Annotated in this window: 12 protein-coding genes and 1 tRNA gene; 5 read left to right on the top strand and 8 right to left on the bottom strand. The window is 70.6% G+C overall.

Annotated features, from left to right (window positions below; genetic code table 11):
* Positions 1–112: 112 nt before the first annotated feature.
* Positions 113–1,060, top strand: a complete 948-nt coding sequence (locus tag A949_RS0105640; RefSeq protein WP_019355034.1) for a D-alanyl-D-alanine carboxypeptidase family protein — start codon at positions 113–115, stop codon at positions 1,058–1,060.
* A gap of 100 nt (positions 1,061–1,160) precedes the next feature.
* Here A949_RS0105640 and A949_RS0105635 read toward each other — a convergent pair whose 3' ends face one another.
* The 4 genes from A949_RS0105635 to dnaK are packed head-to-tail and all read right to left on the bottom strand — an operon-like array spanning position 1,161 to position 5,471.
* Positions 1,161–1,631 carry a heat shock protein transcriptional repressor HspR gene (locus A949_RS0105635; protein ID WP_019355033.1) on the bottom strand — a complete coding sequence of 157 codons (471 nt, stop codon included), beginning with the start codon at positions 1,629–1,631 and terminating at the stop codon, positions 1,161–1,163.
* Position 1,632: 1 nt separating this feature from the next.
* Complete coding sequence (dnaJ, locus tag A949_RS0105630; RefSeq protein ID WP_019355032.1) at positions 1,633–2,844, bottom strand: molecular chaperone DnaJ; 1,212 nt, start codon at positions 2,842–2,844, stop codon at positions 1,633–1,635.
* 27 nt (positions 2,845–2,871) lie between these two features.
* Positions 2,872–3,609, bottom strand: a complete 738-nt coding sequence (grpE, locus tag A949_RS0105625) for a nucleotide exchange factor GrpE (RefSeq protein ID WP_019355031.1) — start codon at positions 3,607–3,609, stop codon at positions 2,872–2,874.
* A complete protein-coding gene (gene dnaK, locus A949_RS0105620) occupies positions 3,606–5,471 on the bottom strand; it encodes a molecular chaperone DnaK (RefSeq protein WP_019355030.1) in 1,866 nt (621 codons plus the stop codon). The genes grpE and dnaK overlap by 4 nt, the downstream gene beginning before the upstream one ends.
* A gap of 383 nt (positions 5,472–5,854) precedes the next feature.
* On the opposite strand from dnaK, the gene A949_RS0105615 reads away from it, so the two are divergent.
* The 3 genes from A949_RS0105615 to A949_RS0105605 all read left to right on the top strand — a co-directional run bounded on the left by A949_RS0105615 (position 5,855) and on the right by A949_RS0105605 (position 10,323).
* Positions 5,855–8,179, top strand: coding sequence for a (Fe-S)-binding protein (locus A949_RS0105615; RefSeq protein ID WP_019355029.1), 2,325 nt, complete (start codon positions 5,855–5,857; stop codon positions 8,177–8,179).
* 384 nt (positions 8,180–8,563) lie between these two features.
* Positions 8,564–8,968: an ATP-binding protein gene (locus tag A949_RS0105610; protein ID WP_019355028.1), complete on the top strand. Its 405-nt coding sequence runs from the start codon at positions 8,564–8,566 to the stop codon at positions 8,966–8,968.
* A 344-nt stretch (positions 8,969–9,312) separates the two neighbouring features.
* Positions 9,313–10,323 (top strand): Yip1 family protein, encoded by a 1,011-nt coding sequence (locus A949_RS0105605; protein ID WP_019355027.1) that lies wholly within the window; start codon positions 9,313–9,315, stop codon positions 10,321–10,323.
* A gap of 250 nt (positions 10,324–10,573) precedes the next feature.
* Here A949_RS0105605 and A949_RS0105600 read toward each other — a convergent pair whose 3' ends face one another.
* From A949_RS0105600 to dcd, 3 genes are all read right to left on the bottom strand, one after another.
* Entirely contained in the window at positions 10,574–12,124 is a 1,551-nt protein-coding gene (locus A949_RS0105600) for a ricin-type beta-trefoil lectin domain protein (protein ID WP_026004370.1), read from the bottom strand.
* A gap of 161 nt (positions 12,125–12,285) precedes the next feature.
* The gene (locus A949_RS0105595; RefSeq protein WP_019355025.1) at positions 12,286–12,795 is read right to left on the bottom strand and encodes a phosphoribosyltransferase; all 510 of its coding nucleotides are present in this window, start codon (positions 12,793–12,795) and stop codon (positions 12,286–12,288) included.
* An 86-nt stretch (positions 12,796–12,881) separates the two neighbouring features.
* A complete protein-coding gene (dcd, locus tag A949_RS0105590; protein WP_019355024.1) occupies positions 12,882–13,457 on the bottom strand; it encodes a dCTP deaminase in 576 nt (191 codons plus the stop codon).
* 662 nt (positions 13,458–14,119) lie between these two features.
* Between dcd and A949_RS0105580 the strand changes: the two genes are divergently transcribed.
* Positions 14,120–14,190 (top strand) — tRNA-Gly (locus A949_RS0105580).
* Positions 14,191–14,361: 171 nt separating this feature from the next.
* Here the strand turns inward: A949_RS0105580 and A949_RS0105575 are convergent.
* On the bottom strand, positions 14,362–16,857 hold the full coding sequence (locus A949_RS0105575; RefSeq protein WP_019355022.1) for a BTAD domain-containing putative transcriptional regulator: 2,496 nt from the start codon (positions 16,855–16,857) through the stop codon (positions 14,362–14,364).
* Positions 16,858–16,945 lie beyond the last annotated feature (88 nt).

Raw genomic sequence — 16,945 nt, 5'->3', positions numbered from 1 at the left:
TGAGTCTATTCCACTCAACCTGAAAACGTCTACGATCCTTCTTGGTTCCCGGCCGCCCCGGCCCGGAAATCGCCCAACGAGCCGCTCGGCAGCGGCATTTGGAGCTGACAGAGTGAAGATCGGCATTGCTGGCACCCACCGTGTCGCCACGGTGATGGTCACCTCCTCGGCCGTACTGACGGCAGCCGCACTGGCCGCCCCGGCCGCCGCGGCAGCCCCCGCGGCCACCGCACCGACCACCGCCCGCACGGCCCCGGCCCCCGCGGTCACGGCCGCCAAGAAGCCGTCCGTCACCGCCAGGGGCGGCTACGTGATGAACAGCGGCACCGGCAGGAGCCTCTACACCAAGGCCGCCGACACCCGGCGGTCCACCGGCTCGACCACCAAGATCATGACTGCCCGGGTGGTACTCGCCCGCAAGAACCTCGACCTCTCCCGGAAGGTCACCATCCGGAAGGCGTACAGCGACTACATCGTCCGCAACACCGCCTCCTCGGCCCGGCTGATCGTCGGCGACAAGGTCACCGTCCGCCAGCTCCTCTACGGGATGATGCTGCCCTCCGGGTGCGACGCCGCCTACGCACTCGCCGACACCTTCGGCAAGGGCAGCACCCGCTCCGCGCGGGTGAAGTCCTTCATCGGCTCGATGAACTCCACCGCCCGCGGCCTCGGCCTGAAGAACACGCACTTCGACTCGTTCGACGGCATCGGCAAGGGCCGCAACTACTCCACCCCGCGCGATCTGACCGAGCTCGCCCGCGACGCGATGCGCTCCCCGACCTTCCGCTCGATCGTGAAAACCCGCTCCACCAAGCAGAAGACGGTCACCAGGAGCGGCGGCTACCGGTACATGAACTGGCGCAACACCAACCCGCTGCTGGGCGGCTACTCCGGAGCGCTCGGCGTCAAGACCGGCTCCGGCCCCGAGGCGAAGTACTGCCTGGTCTTCGCCGCCAAGCGGGGCGGCAGGACCGTGATCGGCACCGTGCTGGCCTCCTCCTCGTCCGCCAACCGCACGAAGGACGCGAAGAAGCTGCTCTCCCACGGCTTCGCGAAGTAGCAGCGGCAGGCCGGGCGGCCCCGCCCCGCACCCGCTTCCGGGGCCGGCCCCGGCGGCAGTGACCGCCCCGGCGCGGTGACCGCCGGGTGCCGGACCCGGGTCACTCCCGGGGCCGGGGCCGCCAGACCACCAGCGCACTGGACTGGCGCACGTCCTCGTAGGGCACCAGATCGCGCCGGTAGGAGGCGTGCACCTGAGCCTCCCGCTGCTGCATCGCCGCCGCGGCACCCTCCACCGCGGCCGACAGCTCGACCACCCGCTGCTGGAGCGCCGCGACCTGGTTCTCCAGCTCGATGATCCGCTTGATACCGGCGAGGTTGATGCCCTCGTCCTGACTGAGCCGCTGCACCTCGCGCAGCTGCTCGATGTCGCGGGCCGAGTAGCGGCGGCCCCGCCCGGGCGTACGGTCGGGCGAGACCAGCCCCAGCCGGTCGTACTGCCGCAGGGTCTGCGGGTGCAGCCCCGAGAGCTGCGCTGCGACCGAGATGACGTAGACGGGAGACTCGTCCGTCAGCTCGTACGCCGCGGAGCGCCCGGCCGCGAAGCGTCTGCGTCCGTCCCGGCCGTCCACCTCAGTCTCCCTTCGCTGCCTTGAACAATGCGGCCCGCGGATCCTCACCCGCCGTCGCGTCCCGGTAGGACTCCAGGGAGTCCTTCGCCTCGTCGTCCAGCGCGACCGGCACCGCGACCTCCACCGTCACCAGCAGATCGCCGCGGGTGCCGTCCTTGCGGACCGCGCCCTTGCCCCGGGCCCGCATCGTCCGCCCGGACGGCGTACCCGGCGGAACCTTGAGGGTGACCGGCGGACCGCCCAGCGTGGGGACCTTCACCTCGCCGCCGAGCGCGGCCTCCGGGAAGGTGACCGGAACGGTGACCGTCAGATTGTCGCCCCTGCGGCCGAACACCGGGTGCTTGTCCACGTTGACGACGACATACAGATCACCGTTGGGACCGCCCCGCTCGCCGGGAGCGCCCTTGCCGCGCAGCCGGATGCGCTGCCCGTCGGTGACGCCCGCCGGGATGCGGACCTGCATCGTGCGCGAGCTGGTCGCCCGGCCGGACCCCTTGCAGGTGTCGCACGGGTCCTGCGCGATCAGGCCGCGGCCCTTGCAGTCCACGCACGGGTCGGTCAGCGAGAAGCCGCCGCCCGTGCCCCGGGAGACCTGCCCGGTGCCCACGCAGGTGGGGCACACCCGCGGGGTGCCGTTCTTGTCCCCCGTCCCGGCGCAGTCCTTGCACGCGGCGCTGGAGGACATCCGCAGCGGGACCGTGGCCCCGTCCACCGCCTCGGTGAAGCTGAGCGTCACCTCGGACTCGATGTCCTGCCCGCGCCGGGGCTGGGTGCGGGTACCGGCGCCGCCGCGGTTGAACAGCCCGCCGAAGACGTCGCCGAGCCCGCCGCCGAAGCCCCCGGCACCACCGGGACCGCCGGGGCCGCCGGCTCCGCCGCCGCCCTGGCCGCCGAACAGGTCGCCCAGGTCGAAGTTGAACGTTCCGGCGCCGCCCGGCCCGCCCGCACCGCCGCCGGGCCGGAAGCCGCCGCCGTTGCCGAAGAGACTGCGCGCCTCGTCGTACTCCTTGCGCCGTTTGGCGTCGCCGAGCACGTCATACGCCTCGGAGGCGTCCTTGAAGCGCTCCTCGGCCTTGGGATCGCCCGCGTTGGCGTCCGGGTGGTTCTCCCGGGCCAGCTTGCGGTACGCCTTCTTGATCTCGGCTTCGGTGGCGTCCTTGGGGACGCCGAGGACCTTGTAGTAGTCCTTCTCGATGAAGTCCTTGGTACTCATCCTCGACGTCCCTCCTCCCGCACGCGGTCAGCCCTCGTCCGGGCCACCGTTCTCCTCTTCAGCCGCCGGCGCCTCGGCACCGGCCTCGCCCTTGCCGCCCGCGGCGCCGGGCTGCGGCTCGGCCACGCCGACCCGCGCGGGACGGATGGTCCGCTCGCCGATTCGGTACCCGGGTTGCAGGATCTGCACGCACGTCGTCTCCGTGACGTCCGGAGAGTAGGAGTGCATCAGGGCCTCGTGCACCGTCGGGTCGAAGGGCTCGCCCTCCTTGCCGAACTGCATCAGCCCCAGCTTGGCGGCGACCGTCTCCAGCGACTCGGCGACCGACTTGAAGCCGCCCACCAGCTCGCCGTGGTCCCGCGCCCGGCCGATGTCGTCCAGCACCGGCAGCAGCTCGGTCAGCAGGTTCGCGACGGCGATCTCCTTGACCGCCTCCCGGTCCCGGTCGACCCTGCGGCGGTAGTTCTGGAACTCCGCCTGCAACCGCTGAAGGTCCTGGGTGCGCTCGTGGAGGGCCTTCCGGGCGGCCTCCAGCTCGGAGGCCGGGGCGCCCTCGGCGGACTCGGCCCGCTCCTGGTCGCCGCCCTCCGCTTCCCAGACGTCCTGTGCGCTCACATCGCCCTCACTCTGCTGGGCGTCCCCGGCCGACGGCGCCCCGGGCGCCGCCTCCTGGTCGGAGGCGGCTGCCCGGTCCGCGTCACTCGGCTCACCGGCGTCGGCGGGGACGTCGGACTCCTTGCCGAAGCCCGCGGTCTCCTCCGTCACGCCGCACCGCCCTTGGGCTTCTGGTCCTCGTCGACGATCTCGGCGTCGACGACGTCGTCCTCACCGGCGCCGCCCTCGGCCTTGCCCGCACCGGCCGCGCCGCCCTCGGCGCCGCCCTCCTGGGCCTGCTGGGCGTCGGCGTAGAGGGCCTGGCCCAGCTTCTGGCTGGTGGCCGCCACCTTCTCGGACGCCTCGCGGATGGCCGCGGTGTCCTCGCCCTTGAGCTTCTCCTTCAGGTCCTCCAGCGAGGTCTCGACCTCGGACTTGGTCTCGGCCGGGACCTTCTCCTCGTTGTCCTTGAGGAACTTCTCCGTCGTGTAGACGAGCTGCTCGGCCTGGTTGCGCGTCTCGGCGGCCTCGCGGCGCTTGTGGTCCTCGTCGGCGTACTGCTCGGCCTCCCGCATCATCCGCTCGATGTCTTCCTTGGGAAGGCTGGAGCCGCCGGTGACCTGCATCTTCTGTTCCTTGCCGGTGCCCAGGTCCTTGGCGGAGACGTGCATGATGCCATTGGCGTCGATGTCGAAGGTGACCTCGATCTGCGGGACGTTGCGCGGTGCCGGGGGCAGACCGGTCAGCTCGAACATGCCGAGCTTCTTGTTGTAGGCGGCGATCTCCCGCTCGCCCTGGAAGACCTGGATCTGCACCGAGGGCTGGTTGTCCTCCGCGGTGGTGAAGGTCTCCGAGCGCTTGGTCGGGATGGTGGTGTTCCGCTCGATCAGCTTGGTCATGATGCCGCCCTTGGTCTCGATCCCCAGGGACAGCGGGGTGACGTCCAGCAGCAGGACATCCTTGACCTCGCCCTTGAGCACACCGGCCTGGAGGCTGGCGCCGATCGCCACGACCTCGTCCGGGTTCACGCCCTTGTTCGCGTCCTTGCCGCCGGTCAGCTCCTTGACGAGCTCCGCGACGGCCGGCATCCGGGTGGAGCCGCCGACGAGCACCACGTGGTCGATCTCGCTGAGCTGGATGCCCGCGTCCTTGATCACGTTGTGGAACGGCGTCTTGCAGCGCTCCAGCAGGTCCTGCGTGAGCTGCTGGAACTGCGCCCGGGTCAGCTTCTCGTCCAGGTGCAGCGGACCCTCGGCCGAAGCGGTGATGTAGGGCAGGTTGATCGTGGTCTCGGTGGACGAGGAGAGCTCGATCTTCGCCTTCTCCGCGGCCTCCCGGAGGCGCTGGAGGGCCATCTTGTCCTTGCCCAGGTCCACGCCGTGGCCGGACTGGAACTGCTTGACCAGGTAGTCGACGACCCGCTGGTCCCAGTCGTCACCACCGAGGTGGTTGTCGCCGTTGGTCGCCTTGACCTCGACGACACCGTCGCCGATCTCCAGCAGCGAGACGTCGAAGGTGCCGCCGCCGAGGTCGAAGACCAGGATCGTCTGGTCCTCCTTCTCCAGCCCGTAGGCGAGGGCCGCGGCGGTCGGCTCGTTGACGATGCGGAGCACGTTCATGCCCGCGATCTCGCCGGCCTCCTTGGTGGCCTGCCGCTCGGCGTCGTTGAAGTACGCCGGGACGGTGATGACCGCGTCGGCGACCTTCTCGCCCAGGTACGACTCGGCGTCCCGCTTCAGCTTCTGCAGCACGAAGGCGCTGATCTGCTGCGGGTTGAACTCCTTGTCGTCGATACCGATCTTCCAGTCGGTACCCATGTGCCGCTTGACCGACCGGATCGTCCGGTCGACGTTGGTGACCGCCTGCCGCTTGGCCACCTCGCCGACGAGCACTTCGCCGTTCTTCGCGAAGGCCACGACGGACGGCGTGGTCCTGGCGCCCTCGGCGTTGGTGATGACGGTGGGCTCACCGCCCTCGAGAACACTGACGACGGAGTTCGTCGTACCCAGGTCGATGCCGACCGCACGAGCCATTTCGGGTTCCTCCAGCTTGGTCTTGAGTGAAGCTGACTCAAGAGTGCACGACCGGGGAGAATGCGTCAAGAAGCTTGAGCCGAGCGGACTCAACCTCCATGACTACGGTGCGCGCATGCCTGCTTCCGAGGAGGCCCCGAGCCCCCGCCCAGGAGGGGCACCGGAGCGGCGCGCGACCCCGGGGCGGACGGCTCCCCGGCCCTCCGGCTCCCGGACGCCCCCGCCGCGGGCCGGGAGATCCTCCCGGGAGCGGGCCCGCCCGTGCGGGGCGACGCAAATCACCGGGGTGCGCGGTGCAGGGAGCGGCGACAAGTGGGTAGTCTCGTACGGACTGGATAAGTTACTGCTTAGTAAACGCCGCCTCCGTGCTCCGAGGAGCCGCTATGCAACTCGCCGCGATCGTCGTCACGCTGCTGCTCACCGCGGTCGGCGTTGCGCTGTTCGCCCGCGCCATTGCGCAGATCTACCGCTTCGTCAAGCTCGGCCAGCCCCTGCCCGCGGGTACCCGCAAGGACAGCCCCAAGCAGCGAACGGCCACGCTGGTCCGGGAGTTCCTCGGACACACGAGGATGAACAGGTGGGGCGTGGTGGGCGTCGCCCACTGGTTCGTGGCGATCGGCTTCCTCACCCTGCCGCCGACCATCGTCAACGCCTACGGCCAGCTCTTCCGGGCCGACTGGACGCTGCCGGTCATCGGCGGCTGGCTGCCGTACGAGATGTACATCGAGTTCATCGGCTTCGCGACCACCGTCGGGATCGCCGTCCTGATGGTGATCCGGCTGCTGAGCCTGCCCTCCCGCGCGGGCCGCAAGTCGCGCTTCGCGGGCTCGAAGATGGGCCAGGCCTACTTCGTCGAGTACGTCATCTTCGTCATCGGCCTGGCCATCATGATGCTGCGCGGCCTCGAAGGCGCCCTGCACCACGTGGACGGCTACGAGCCGGCCTACTTCCTCTCCTACCCGCTGGTCGCGGCCTACGACGGACTCGACACCGGCACGCTGCAGAACCTCGTCTACCTCTGGGCGCTGATCAAGCTGGGCACGACCATGATCTGGATGATCACGGTCGGTCTGAACACCAACATGGGTGTGGCCTGGCACCGGTTCCTGGCGTTCTTCAACATCTGGTTCAAGCGGGAGGCCACCGGCGGCACGTCGCTCGGCGAGCTCCAGCCGATGATGTCCGGCGGCAAGGTCATCGACTTCGAGACGGCCCTGGACGACAGCGACGAGGACGCCGAGGAGGTCCGCTTCGGCGCCTCCCAGGTCGAGGACTTCTCCTGGAAGGGCATCCTCGACTTCTCCACCTGCACCGAGTGCGGCCGCTGCCAGTCGCAGTGCCCCGCCTGGAACACCGGCAAGCCCCTCTCGCCGAAGCTGCTGATCATGTCGCTGCGCGACCACGCGTACGCCAAGGCCCCCTATCTGCTGGCGGGCGGCGGCAAGACGATGGAGGGCGCGGAGAAGGCGACCGAGGAGCAGCTCAAGGACGTCCCGGCGGCCGCGCTGGCGGAGGCCGAGCGCCCGCTGGTGGGCACCGCCGAGGAGAACGGCGTCATCGACCCGGACGTGCTGTGGTCCTGCACCACCTGCGGCGCCTGCGTCGAGCAGTGCCCCGTCGACATCGAGCACATCGACCACATCGTCGACATGCGCCGCTACCAGGTGATGATCGAGAGCGCGTTCCCCTCCGAGGCGGGGACGATGCTCAAGAACCTGGAGAAGAAGGGCAACCCCTGGGGCCTGGCCAAGAAGCAGCGGCTGGAGTGGACCAAGGAGATCCAGCAGGACGCGGGCTTCGAGGTGCCGATCGTCGGCAAGACGATCGAGGACCTGACCGAGGTCGAGTACCTGTACTGGGTCGGCTGCGCCGGCGCCCTGGAGGACCGCGCGAAGAAGACCACCAAGGCGTTCGCCGAGCTGCTGCACATCGCGGGCGTCAACTTCGCCATCATGGGCGGCGACGAGAAGTGCACCGGTGACTCGGCCCGCCGGCTGGGCAACGAGTTCCTCTTCCAGCAGCTCGGCGAGGAGAACGTCGGGACGCTGAACGCGGCCTTCGGCGAGTCCCTCGGCGAGGACGGCGAGGTGGACCCGGCGACGCGGAAGCCGAAGTCCGCGAAGAAGATCGTCGCCACCTGCCCGCACTGCTTCAACACGCTGGCCAACGAGTACCCGCAGCTCGGCGGGCACTACGAGGTCATCCACCACACCCAGCTGCTCCAGCACCTCATCGACGAGGGCAGGCTGGTGCCGGTCACCCCGGTCGAGGGGCTGATCACCTACCACGACCCCTGCTACCTCGGCCGCCACAACAAGGTCTACACCCCGCCCCGGGAGATCATCGGCCGGGTGCCCGGCCTGCGCAACGAGGAGATGCACCGGCACAAGGAGCGCGGCTTCTGCTGCGGCGCCGGCGGCGCCCGGATGTGGATGGAGGAGCGCATCGGCAAGCGGGTCAACAACGAGCGCGTGGACGAGGCGCTCTCCCTCGACCCGGACATCGTCTCCACGGCCTGCCCGTTCTGCCTCGTCATGCTGACCGACTCGGTCAACGGCAAGAAGAACGACGGCAAGGCCAAGGAAGCGTTGCAGGTCGTGGACGTGGCCCAGCTCCTGCTGGACTCGGTCAGGACACCCGGCGAGCCGCCGGCGGCCGACGGCGAGACGGAGAAGGACCCGGAGCCCGAGCCGGAGCCCGCCTCGTAGCCCGGATGGCCTGAACCGGGCGCTTCGCACCCTCGCAATGGCCGGTCCCGTATCCACGGGGCCGGCCGTTGCGCGTTTTCCGGCAAGTCGTGGTCAAATGCGATCAGTTAACGCACCACACGAGCCAAACCGCGGTCGCGGTATACCCATCACCGCGTACCGGGCCTAGCCTCCTAACCGCACGCACGCGGAGCGGAGCGGCAGGACAGGCGAGGAGGAGCAGCAGGTGGCGGACCGCGAGGCCCCGGGCCGTACGGCCCAGGACGGACCGGCCGAAAACGGCCGGCCGCCGGACCCCGGCCCGCGCACGGTCACCCCGAGCCGCCCGGGCGCCCGTTTCACCACCGGGCCCGTCCCCCGGCAGACGGCGCGGGAGGGTGCCCCATGCTGACGCCCGAGCTGCTGTGCCGACTGCACTTCACCCTCCGCGACCTGCCCAGACTGCGTGCCGAGGTCGAGGCCCGGGCCGCGTCGGCGGGGCTCGGCGAACCCCGCAGGGGCGAATTCGTCGTCGCGGTCGACGCCGTGGCCACCAACGCCGTCGAGCACGCGGGCGGCGGCGGACAACTCGTCCTGCGCCACCTGGCCGGGGAACTCGAATGCCAGGTCGCCGACTCCGGCCCCGGCTTCACGGAGGACGTCATCCCCGAACTGCTGCCGGGCCTGGACGGCGCCACCAGCGGACGCGGCCTGTGGCTGGCCCGGCTGGTGACCGACCGGCTGACCGTGGCCGGCGGAACCGGTCAGGGCGCCGTCGTCACCTTCGCCGTCCGCCTCCCGGGAGAGTGACCCCGCTCCCCGGCTGATCCCCTCCCGGGAGGGACCGCCTCCCGGAGAAGTCACCGCCCTCCGGCGGTGGCCTCCTTCCGGACCGACCTCCCTCCGGACCGACCTCCTTGCGGGCCGACGTTCTTCCCGGCCGACCTCCCTCCGGGCCGACCTCCTTCCGGGCCGACCTCCTTGCGGAGGAGCGCGCCCTCCTCCCCGGATCCCTCCCGGCCGGGCCGCCTCCCCCCTCGGAAGGGGGCACGCCAGCCGGTTCCCCTAGGGGATGTCACAGGTCAGCAGCGATGTCCGGCCATCTCGCCCGGCCGTGGCACACGTGACCCGCGGAACACGGTACGTTCGATCGCGTGGCTGGTTTCAGGAGCGGACGCGGCCGGGACTCCCGGGGCGCGCAGCAGCATGGGCAGTACCCGCAGCACCCCCCGGGTTCGCCGTACCCGCAGGGGCCGGGTGCAGGCCCCGGGCCGGGGCCCGCACCCGGCCCCTGGCAAGGCGGCGGGCAGCACGGCGAGCCGGAGTACTTCGGTGACCCGCAGCCGCGCTACGGCGCGCCGCAGAACTACGGCCCCGGTCCGGGGCCCGGTCCGGGTCCCGGTCCCGGTGCGCACGGCGGACAGCCCGGTGCCCCGCAGGGCTGGCACGGGCAGGACCCGCACGCCAACAACCCCGGCAACACCCAGGCGTTCAGCATCCACGACCCGTACGGCGGCCCCGGCCCCGATTCCTACGGTCCCGGCGGCGGCCCAGGTCCGGACGGCTACGGATACCCCGACGGCGCGACGTACCGCGCGGGCAACGCCCCCGCCCCGCCGGCCGGACCCCGGCTGCACTGGAAGGACCTGCTGACCGGGATCGTGCTGCGCCCGAACCCGACGTTCTGGCAGATGCGCGACTACGCGGTGTGGGCCCCCGCGCTGATCGTCACGTTCGTCTACGGGCTGCTCGCGGTCTTCGGCCTCGACCAGGCCCGCGAGGACGTCCTCCACACCACGCTCTCGCAGGCCGTCCCCTATGTGCTGATCACCGGTGTGGCCGTGGTGTTCGCGGGGCTGATCCTGGGCGCCGTCACCCACACGCTCGCCCGGCAGTTCGGCGGCGACGGCTCGTGGCAGCCCACCGTGGGGCTCGCCATGCTGATCATGTCCCTGACGGATGCACCGCGACTGCTGTTCGCCCTGTTCCTGGGCGGTACGGCCACCGTCGTCCAGGCCGTCGGCTGGGTCACCTGGGTGGCGGCCGGCTTCCTCTTCACCTCGATGGTCAGCCGCTCCCACGACCTGCCCTGGCCCAAGGCCCTCGGCGCCTCCGCCATCCAGCTGCTGGCCCTGCTGTTCCTGATCAAGCTGGGCACGCTGTAGACGGCCCGGACCCGCGAATCCCGGCCGCCGGTCGCAGCGCGCGCACAGGGGATCGCGCACATGCCGCATGGCGCACACAGGGAGGGGCGCCCCGACCCGGGACGCCCCTCCGCACATGATGCCCCGGCACCGCGGAGCCACCCCGCCGCACGAGGCGACGGCTCACCGGCTCAGCGGCTCAGCGGCTGATCAGCGCGCCGGCTCGCCCGGCGCACCGCCGCGGCTCACCAGCCCGACCGGCTCAACCGGCTCAACCGGCGAACCGCTGCGCCGCCGACCCGTCGCACGCGGCGAGCCGCGCCCGTTCCTCGGCACCCGGCAGCGTCATACACAACCCGGTGTCCCCGGCGGGCCGGAACGTGGAACCGTTCCGCACGAACTGCTGTGCGCCGGCCCCGGAGCAGTTGCCGAGCTCCAGCCCCGCCCCGTCCCGGACCGCGCCGTCGCTCTGCACGCACCGGTCATGGGTCTGGCCCGCGTAGAGCGCCTTGCCCTGCGCGTCGTACCACCACTGCTGGTTGCGCTTGTCCGCCGCACCACAGGCCCAGCCGCGCACATCCGTGCCGACCGCGCTCGCGGCCCCGTCGGCGTCCAGGCAGCTCCCGGTGCCCTCGTTCCGCAGCGGCCCGAAGGCGTCGTCCCAGGCGAGCCGGTAGAGCTTCGGCTCGCCGCGGCCGGCGGGATCCGCGCAGGAGGCTTCCCGCACACCCTGCTGCCCGGCCCGGTACATCTCCGTGAAGCACGCGGCGAACGCGCCGTGCCCGCGTACGTTCGGGTGGAAGGACTGGCGGACCGAGTTGGAGTCCGGCGGGAACGGGTTGGTGAGGTCCACGTACAGCCCGCGGGCCCAGGTGTTCTCCATGCACACCTCATGGCCGTGGAAGAGCCGGGAGGCGTCCAGGAAGTCGGCCCCGGTGTGCGCGGCGGCCGCCCTGATGCCCTTCTCGAACTTCGGCACCGCCGTGTTGCGGCCCCAGGCGGCGTCGCTGGTGTAGCCGACGCAGCCGCCGACCAGCTTGCCGGGGAACTTGGGGTTGTCCTTGATGTCCGGACCGATGGGACTGGGGTAGGCCATCAGGACGAGCTGGTAGTCGTCGTCCGCGTAGCCCGCGTCGCGCATCACCGTCCGCAGGTCGCCCACGGTCTGCTCGACCTTGGGCACCAGACCGTCGACCCGGTCCTGCCAGCCGGGGTCGTACTTGGGCTCGCACCGCCCCTGGAAGGTCAGATAGCGGGTGACGCAGTCGGTCATCACCGGCCCGAACTGCAGGTCGTCGTTGGCCCCGACGACGAGCATGATCTGCTTGAGCCGCGTGTTGCGTGCCTTGATGGCCAGGCTGTCGCTCTGCACCAGTTCGTCGGCGTACTGCTTGGTGCCGCCGATCCGGATGTTCCGGGTGCTCGCACCGGAGCAGGCCACGTTGTACGTCACGTCCGCGTCGATGCCCGTACGGTGTACGGCCGCGTCGGGCGACCGGTGGCACCAGTTGTCCGGGCCGTTGGTGCCCGGCTCGTAGGTGCCGACACCCTCCCCGGAGATCTCGCTGTCCCCCAGCGAGATGAGGCTCGTGCTGCGCTCGTCCGGCGGCCGCTCCTCCGGGCTGCCGTAGAGCTCCCGGGCCTCCGCCGCCCGGATCTTCTCCAACTCGGGCGGCAGCGGCGTACTCACACGGGCGTCCGCCTTCGCGGCGGCCCCGCTCGCGACCGCCCCGCTCGTGGGCGCGGCAGCCGCCGCGCCCGCACCTCCGCACACCATGAGCAGAGCCGCCGCGAGCGCGGTCGCGGATCTCCTACGCGCCATCAGGTGGTCTCCCTACGGCCGGCAACATTGTTACCAGCGGTACCTACCCGCAAGTACCGGAGAAGGGAACCACCCGTGCGGGCCCCACCGCACGGCGCTCACCCTCGACACGCCGCCATCGCGGCGGAGTTGACCGGCCCCGCCGGCCTCCCGACCCGCCCTCAGGCGTCGAGAACCTGACCCTCCCGGCGGATCACGGGAGGCTCAACACTCCAAGGGAAATTGATCCACTGGTCCGTCCGCTTCCAGACGTAGTCGCACTTCACCAGGGAATGGGACTTCTCGTAGACGACCGCGCTGCGCGCCTCGGCCACGTGCTCGGCACAGAAGTCCTGCACCAGCTTCAGCGTCTTGCCGGTGTCGGCGACGTCGTCGGCGATGAGCACCTTCTTCCGGCTGAGGTCGACGACGTTGGGGACCGGAGGCAGCATCACCGGCATGGCCAGCGTCTCCCCCACACCGGTATAGAACTCGACATTCATCACATGAAGGTTCTTCACATCGAGCGCGTAGCCCAGGCCACCGGCCACGAAGAGCCCGCCGCGGGCGATGGAGAGGATGATGTCCGGCTCGTACCCGTCGTCGGCCACCCGCTGCGCCAGCTCCCGGATGGCCTGCCCGAAGAGGCTGTAGGTCAGGTTCTCGCGCTCGTGCGCCTGCTCGTCACTCACAGGTGGCCCTCTGCTCTCTCGTCCCTCAGTTGCTCGACCGGGTGCCCGGCCGGGCACCCGGCAGGCCGCTCGGCCGCGGATCCGCCTCAGACATGAGTCCGGTGAAAGTTCAGATACGAGCGGGAGGGCGTGGGCCCGCGCTGATTCTGGTAGCGGGAGCCGTAGCGCGCCGAGCCGTACGGGAACTCCGCGGGAGTCGTCAGCCGGAACATACACAGCTGGCCGATCTTCATACCGGGCCACAGCTTCATGGGCAGCGTCGCCACATTGGACAGCTCGAGCGTCACATGGCCGGAGAACCCCGGATCGATGAAGCCCGCCGTCGAATGCGTCAGCAGCCCCAGCCGCCCCAGCGAACTCTTCCCCTCCAGGCGCGAGGCCACGTCCTCCGGCAGCGTGATCACCTCGTAGGTGGACGCCAGCACGAACTCCCCGGGATGCAGGATGAACGGGTCGTCACCCTCGGCCTCGATCAGCCGCGTCAGATCGGGCTGCTCGACGGCGGGGTCGATGTGCGGATACCGGTGGTTCTCGAACACCCGGAAGTAGCGGTCCAGCCGCACGTCCACACTCGAGGGCTGCACCATGGCCGGATCGTAGGGATCGATCCGCACCCGGCCGGCATCGATCTCGGCCCGGATGTCCTTGTCTGAGAGAAGCACGGGCCGAGACTACGCGCACGAGACGGGGCCGGCCCAATCGGACCGGCCCCGCGGCACTTGAGCGCCCCCTCGGAGGAGGACGCCGTCACCCTCATCCCTTCCGCTGCCGCACCACGGGCACCGCCTGCCGCAGCCGCCCGCACTGGGGACAGCGCAACAACCGCCCAGGGCCGATCCGGGAGGTTCCGAGCTGCTGCATCGGGAACGTCGTGGTGCTGAAAACATGCCCCTCGGCACACCGGACGACAGTGGATTCCATCGCTTCCCTCTCCCCAGTCACATGGATGCGTGGACGACAAAAGCCACGTTAGGGGATGAGTCCGACGCTCCGACGCCCGGCACTCCGCCCCCACCGTACGCCCCTCAACTCGCCCGCCGAGCCGCCCGGATCACCCCCCGGAACACGCCCGGACCACAGCTGCGGACACGGTTCCGGGCACGATTCCGGGCACACCGAAGAGCCGCGGACACCCCGCGACGACAACGACGGAACAGCACCGGCGAACCGGGCCGACGAAGACCGGACGACACCACCGCCACCCGCACCGACACCCCTGCGCCCCTGCGCCCCCCGGAACAGCAGAAAGACCCAGGCCGTATGCGACCGGGGTCCGCCATGAGGTAGAGTGTCCGACGACGAGCCAGCCCATATCCGGCTCCTCGCGGGCGTAGTTTAATGGTAGAACATGAGCTTCCCAAGCTCAGAGCGCGGGTTCGATTCCCGTCGCCCGCTCTTATATGAAGCCCCAGGTCAATGATCTGGGGCTTCAGCGTTGTCTAGACCTCTCAGGGGCGGCGTGCCATTCGCATGCCATAAAGCTGGTATGGGTGTCGACGTAGTACGGGCCGTGAACCGCTCCCCACCTGATCCTGGCCGGGCATCCATACACCCGGGTCGCAGCGGTCACACAGCGCGCACCGAGGCGCTCAGGACGGCAAGGGCATCGTTGAGCGCTGCCGGCTGGGAGGGCGGCGCGCCTTCGTACCAGCCCTGCGGCACGGTCGACTGCAGAAAGGTGCCAGCCGGTCGGATGTCGCTGTGCGCCTGGTGAAAATGGACGACGCCGCGGAGCAGCGCGGCGCCGGCCGCGTCGTCGGCCGCGTCCAGGACCAGGGCCCCGTTGTGCAGCACGGCCAGCTGATTGCTCAGGTCTCCTTCGACGAGGAAGCGCCGCAGCGAGGACCGCAGCAGGGGCAACGCTTCGCTGCCCTTCGCGTCGACCAGGGTCTGGGCCAGCATCAGCTCGCTGAGCGCGGCCGTCCAGACGAGCCCGGATGCGTCGGCGAGTTGCACCGCGGCCTGCAACCGGTCCCGGCCTTCGGCGATCCGGCCGGCCATGACGAGGGCGGCGCCCCACGCCATCGCGGTCGCCGCGACAAGCCAGGTGGTCTGCGTCTCGGTGGCGATGGCGTGCGCCTCGGCCGAGGCGGCCAGCGCGACCACCGGGTCGCCTCCCGGCAACTGGACCAGCGCCTGGTAGTAGCGGACCTCGGCGAGCAAGCTTCGATACCTCGGTTCCGAGGCCACCGCCAAGTTCGCCTCGGACAGCGTGTGACGCGCCGTGGTGACGTCGCCGGTGAAGTAGAAAAGGGCAGCCGAGGAGGTCTTGGCACGCACGATGTCGCCGAGCGGCGCGTCCGGCGCTGCGGCGAGGGCCGCGCTCAGCGTCCGGTTGCCCTCGGCAAGCAGGCCGCTGCGGATCCAGAACCACATGAGCCGCGCGGCCGTACGCAATGCCTCGACCGGGGCATACGTCAGGTCGTGTGCGAGCCCCGCGCGCAGGTTCGGCAATTCCAGACGCAGCGCCGCCATCGTGGTCGCGGACCGTACGCCCTGCAGGTCACCCTCGGCTCGGGCGACCAGCTCGCGGACCCAGAGGGCATGAGCAGCCCGGGTCGCCGCCGGATCTCCGTCCACGGACCGGCCGTACGCCCGGATCGTCTCCAGCATCCAGTAGCGCGCCGTGCTGCCGCCGGTCTCGGCGGTGACCACGGACTGGTCGACCAGCGAGACGAGTGTGCCAAGACCACCGGCGGAGCCCGCGGCCTCCAAGGGGAAGCCGCCCTCGTAAGGCCAGAGCCGCACCGCGAGGTCGTACTCCTCACCGGACAGGAGGTCGAAACTCCAGGCGACGGCCTCCTGCAACGTCGCGTGGGGGGTCATCTTGCTGTGCGGGATCCTGCCCAGCACGGTGAAACGGTCGTCCAGGTTCTCGATCAGCCCCCGTACGCCGAAGGTCCGCACCCGCGCCGCCGCCAGCTCCAGGGCCAGCGGCAGACGGTCCAGTGCGTTGGCGAGGCGGTCCAGATCCTGGCGGTCGGCGTCCTGCTCGGTCCAGCCGGGGCGGCCCGCGCGGATGCGATCGGTCAGTAGCGTCACGGCGTCGTCGGCGGCCAGCGGCCCGAGCGGCAGACTGTGCTCGCCGTCGACGCCGAGCGGGCTGCGGCTGGTGGCCACCACACTCAACGTGGGGATCCGGTCGAGCAGGTCGACGACAACCTGGGCCACCTCGCCGCCGAGGTGCTCGCAGTTGTCGAGTACCAGAGCTTTCCCGTACCGGCGCAGCCGCTTGATGAGTGCCTCGTACAGGTCCCCGGTGAACCCGGTGACGCCGGTCGCCGCGGCGACCGCTGAGACCAGGTGGGCGGGGTCGGCTACATCGGCGAGCCGGACGACCGCGTCCCGCCCTGCCCATTCCACGGCCAGACGGGTCTTGCCCGATCCGGCGGGCCCCACGACGGTGACGAGCCGGTGCAGGCCGACGAGACGGCTCAGCAGCGTCAGATCGGCGTCGCGGCCGATGAACGACGACAGCGGCCGGTCCTTGGGCTTCACTGCCGGGGCGCCGGTGGCCGCCGCCAGGACCGGGTCCTGGGACAGGATGCGACTTTCGAGCTGCCGCAACATCGGTCCCGGGTCGACACCCAGTTCCTCGGCCAGCAAGGTCCGCACGCGACGCACCGCGTTGAGAGCGTCAGCTTGGCGTCCGCAACGGTAGAGCGCCAGCGCGAGCAGTTGCCAACGCCGTTCGCGGTACGGAGCGGCGTGCACCAGCAGTTCGAGCCTGGCCACGGAACCGGCGTGGTTGCCGGAGGCCAGCAGCGACGCGGCGGCCTCCTCCTGGGCGCTGTCACGCTGTTCCAGCAAAGCGGCACGGATCGCCACCGTCGACTCGTCGTCGCCCAAGTCCTCGTACGGTGTCCCGCGCCACAACCCCAACGCCGCCTCGAAAGCCTCGTGTGCCTCGACCTGGCGGTCGTCGGCCACCAGCGCGTGGGCGCGGACGAGGTGGCCACGGAACTGTTCGACGTCGGTGCCGACGGGAACGAGCCGGTAGCCGCCGGCGGAGCGCTGCAACGCCGTGCCCGGCAGCACCCGGCGGAGCCGCGAGACGTACACCTGCAAGGCGCCCGCAGGGTTGCGTGGCTGGCGGTCACCCCACAACCCTTCCGCCAGGCTGTCCTCCGAGATCGGTCGGCCGTCCCCA

Source organism: Streptomyces sp. AA1529 (genome assembly GCF_000280905.1).
In the GTDB taxonomy this organism is placed as follows: domain Bacteria; phylum Actinomycetota; class Actinomycetes; order Streptomycetales; family Streptomycetaceae; genus Streptomyces.
Note: the sequence above shows the minus strand (reverse complement) of the source record. Positions and strands in the feature narration are given on the sequence as shown.

Bases quoted from the DNA above. Each gene is read 5' to 3' on its own strand.
- A949_RS0105615 (WP_019355029.1), top strand. From the start codon at position 5,855: ATGCAACTCGCCGCGATCGTCGTCACGCTGCTGCTCACCGCGGTCGGC.
- dnaK (WP_019355030.1), bottom strand. From the start codon at position 5,471: ATGGCTCGTGCGGTCGGCATCGACCTGGGTACGACGAACTCCGTCGTC.
- A949_RS0105600 (WP_026004370.1), bottom strand. From the start codon at position 12,124: ATGGCGCGTAGGAGATCCGCGACCGCGCTCGCGGCGGCTCTGCTCATG.
- dnaJ (WP_019355032.1), bottom strand. From the start codon at position 2,844: ATGAGTACCAAGGACTTCATCGAGAAGGACTACTACAAGGTCCTCGGC.
- A949_RS0105610 (WP_019355028.1), top strand. From the start codon at position 8,564: ATGCTGACGCCCGAGCTGCTGTGCCGACTGCACTTCACCCTCCGCGAC.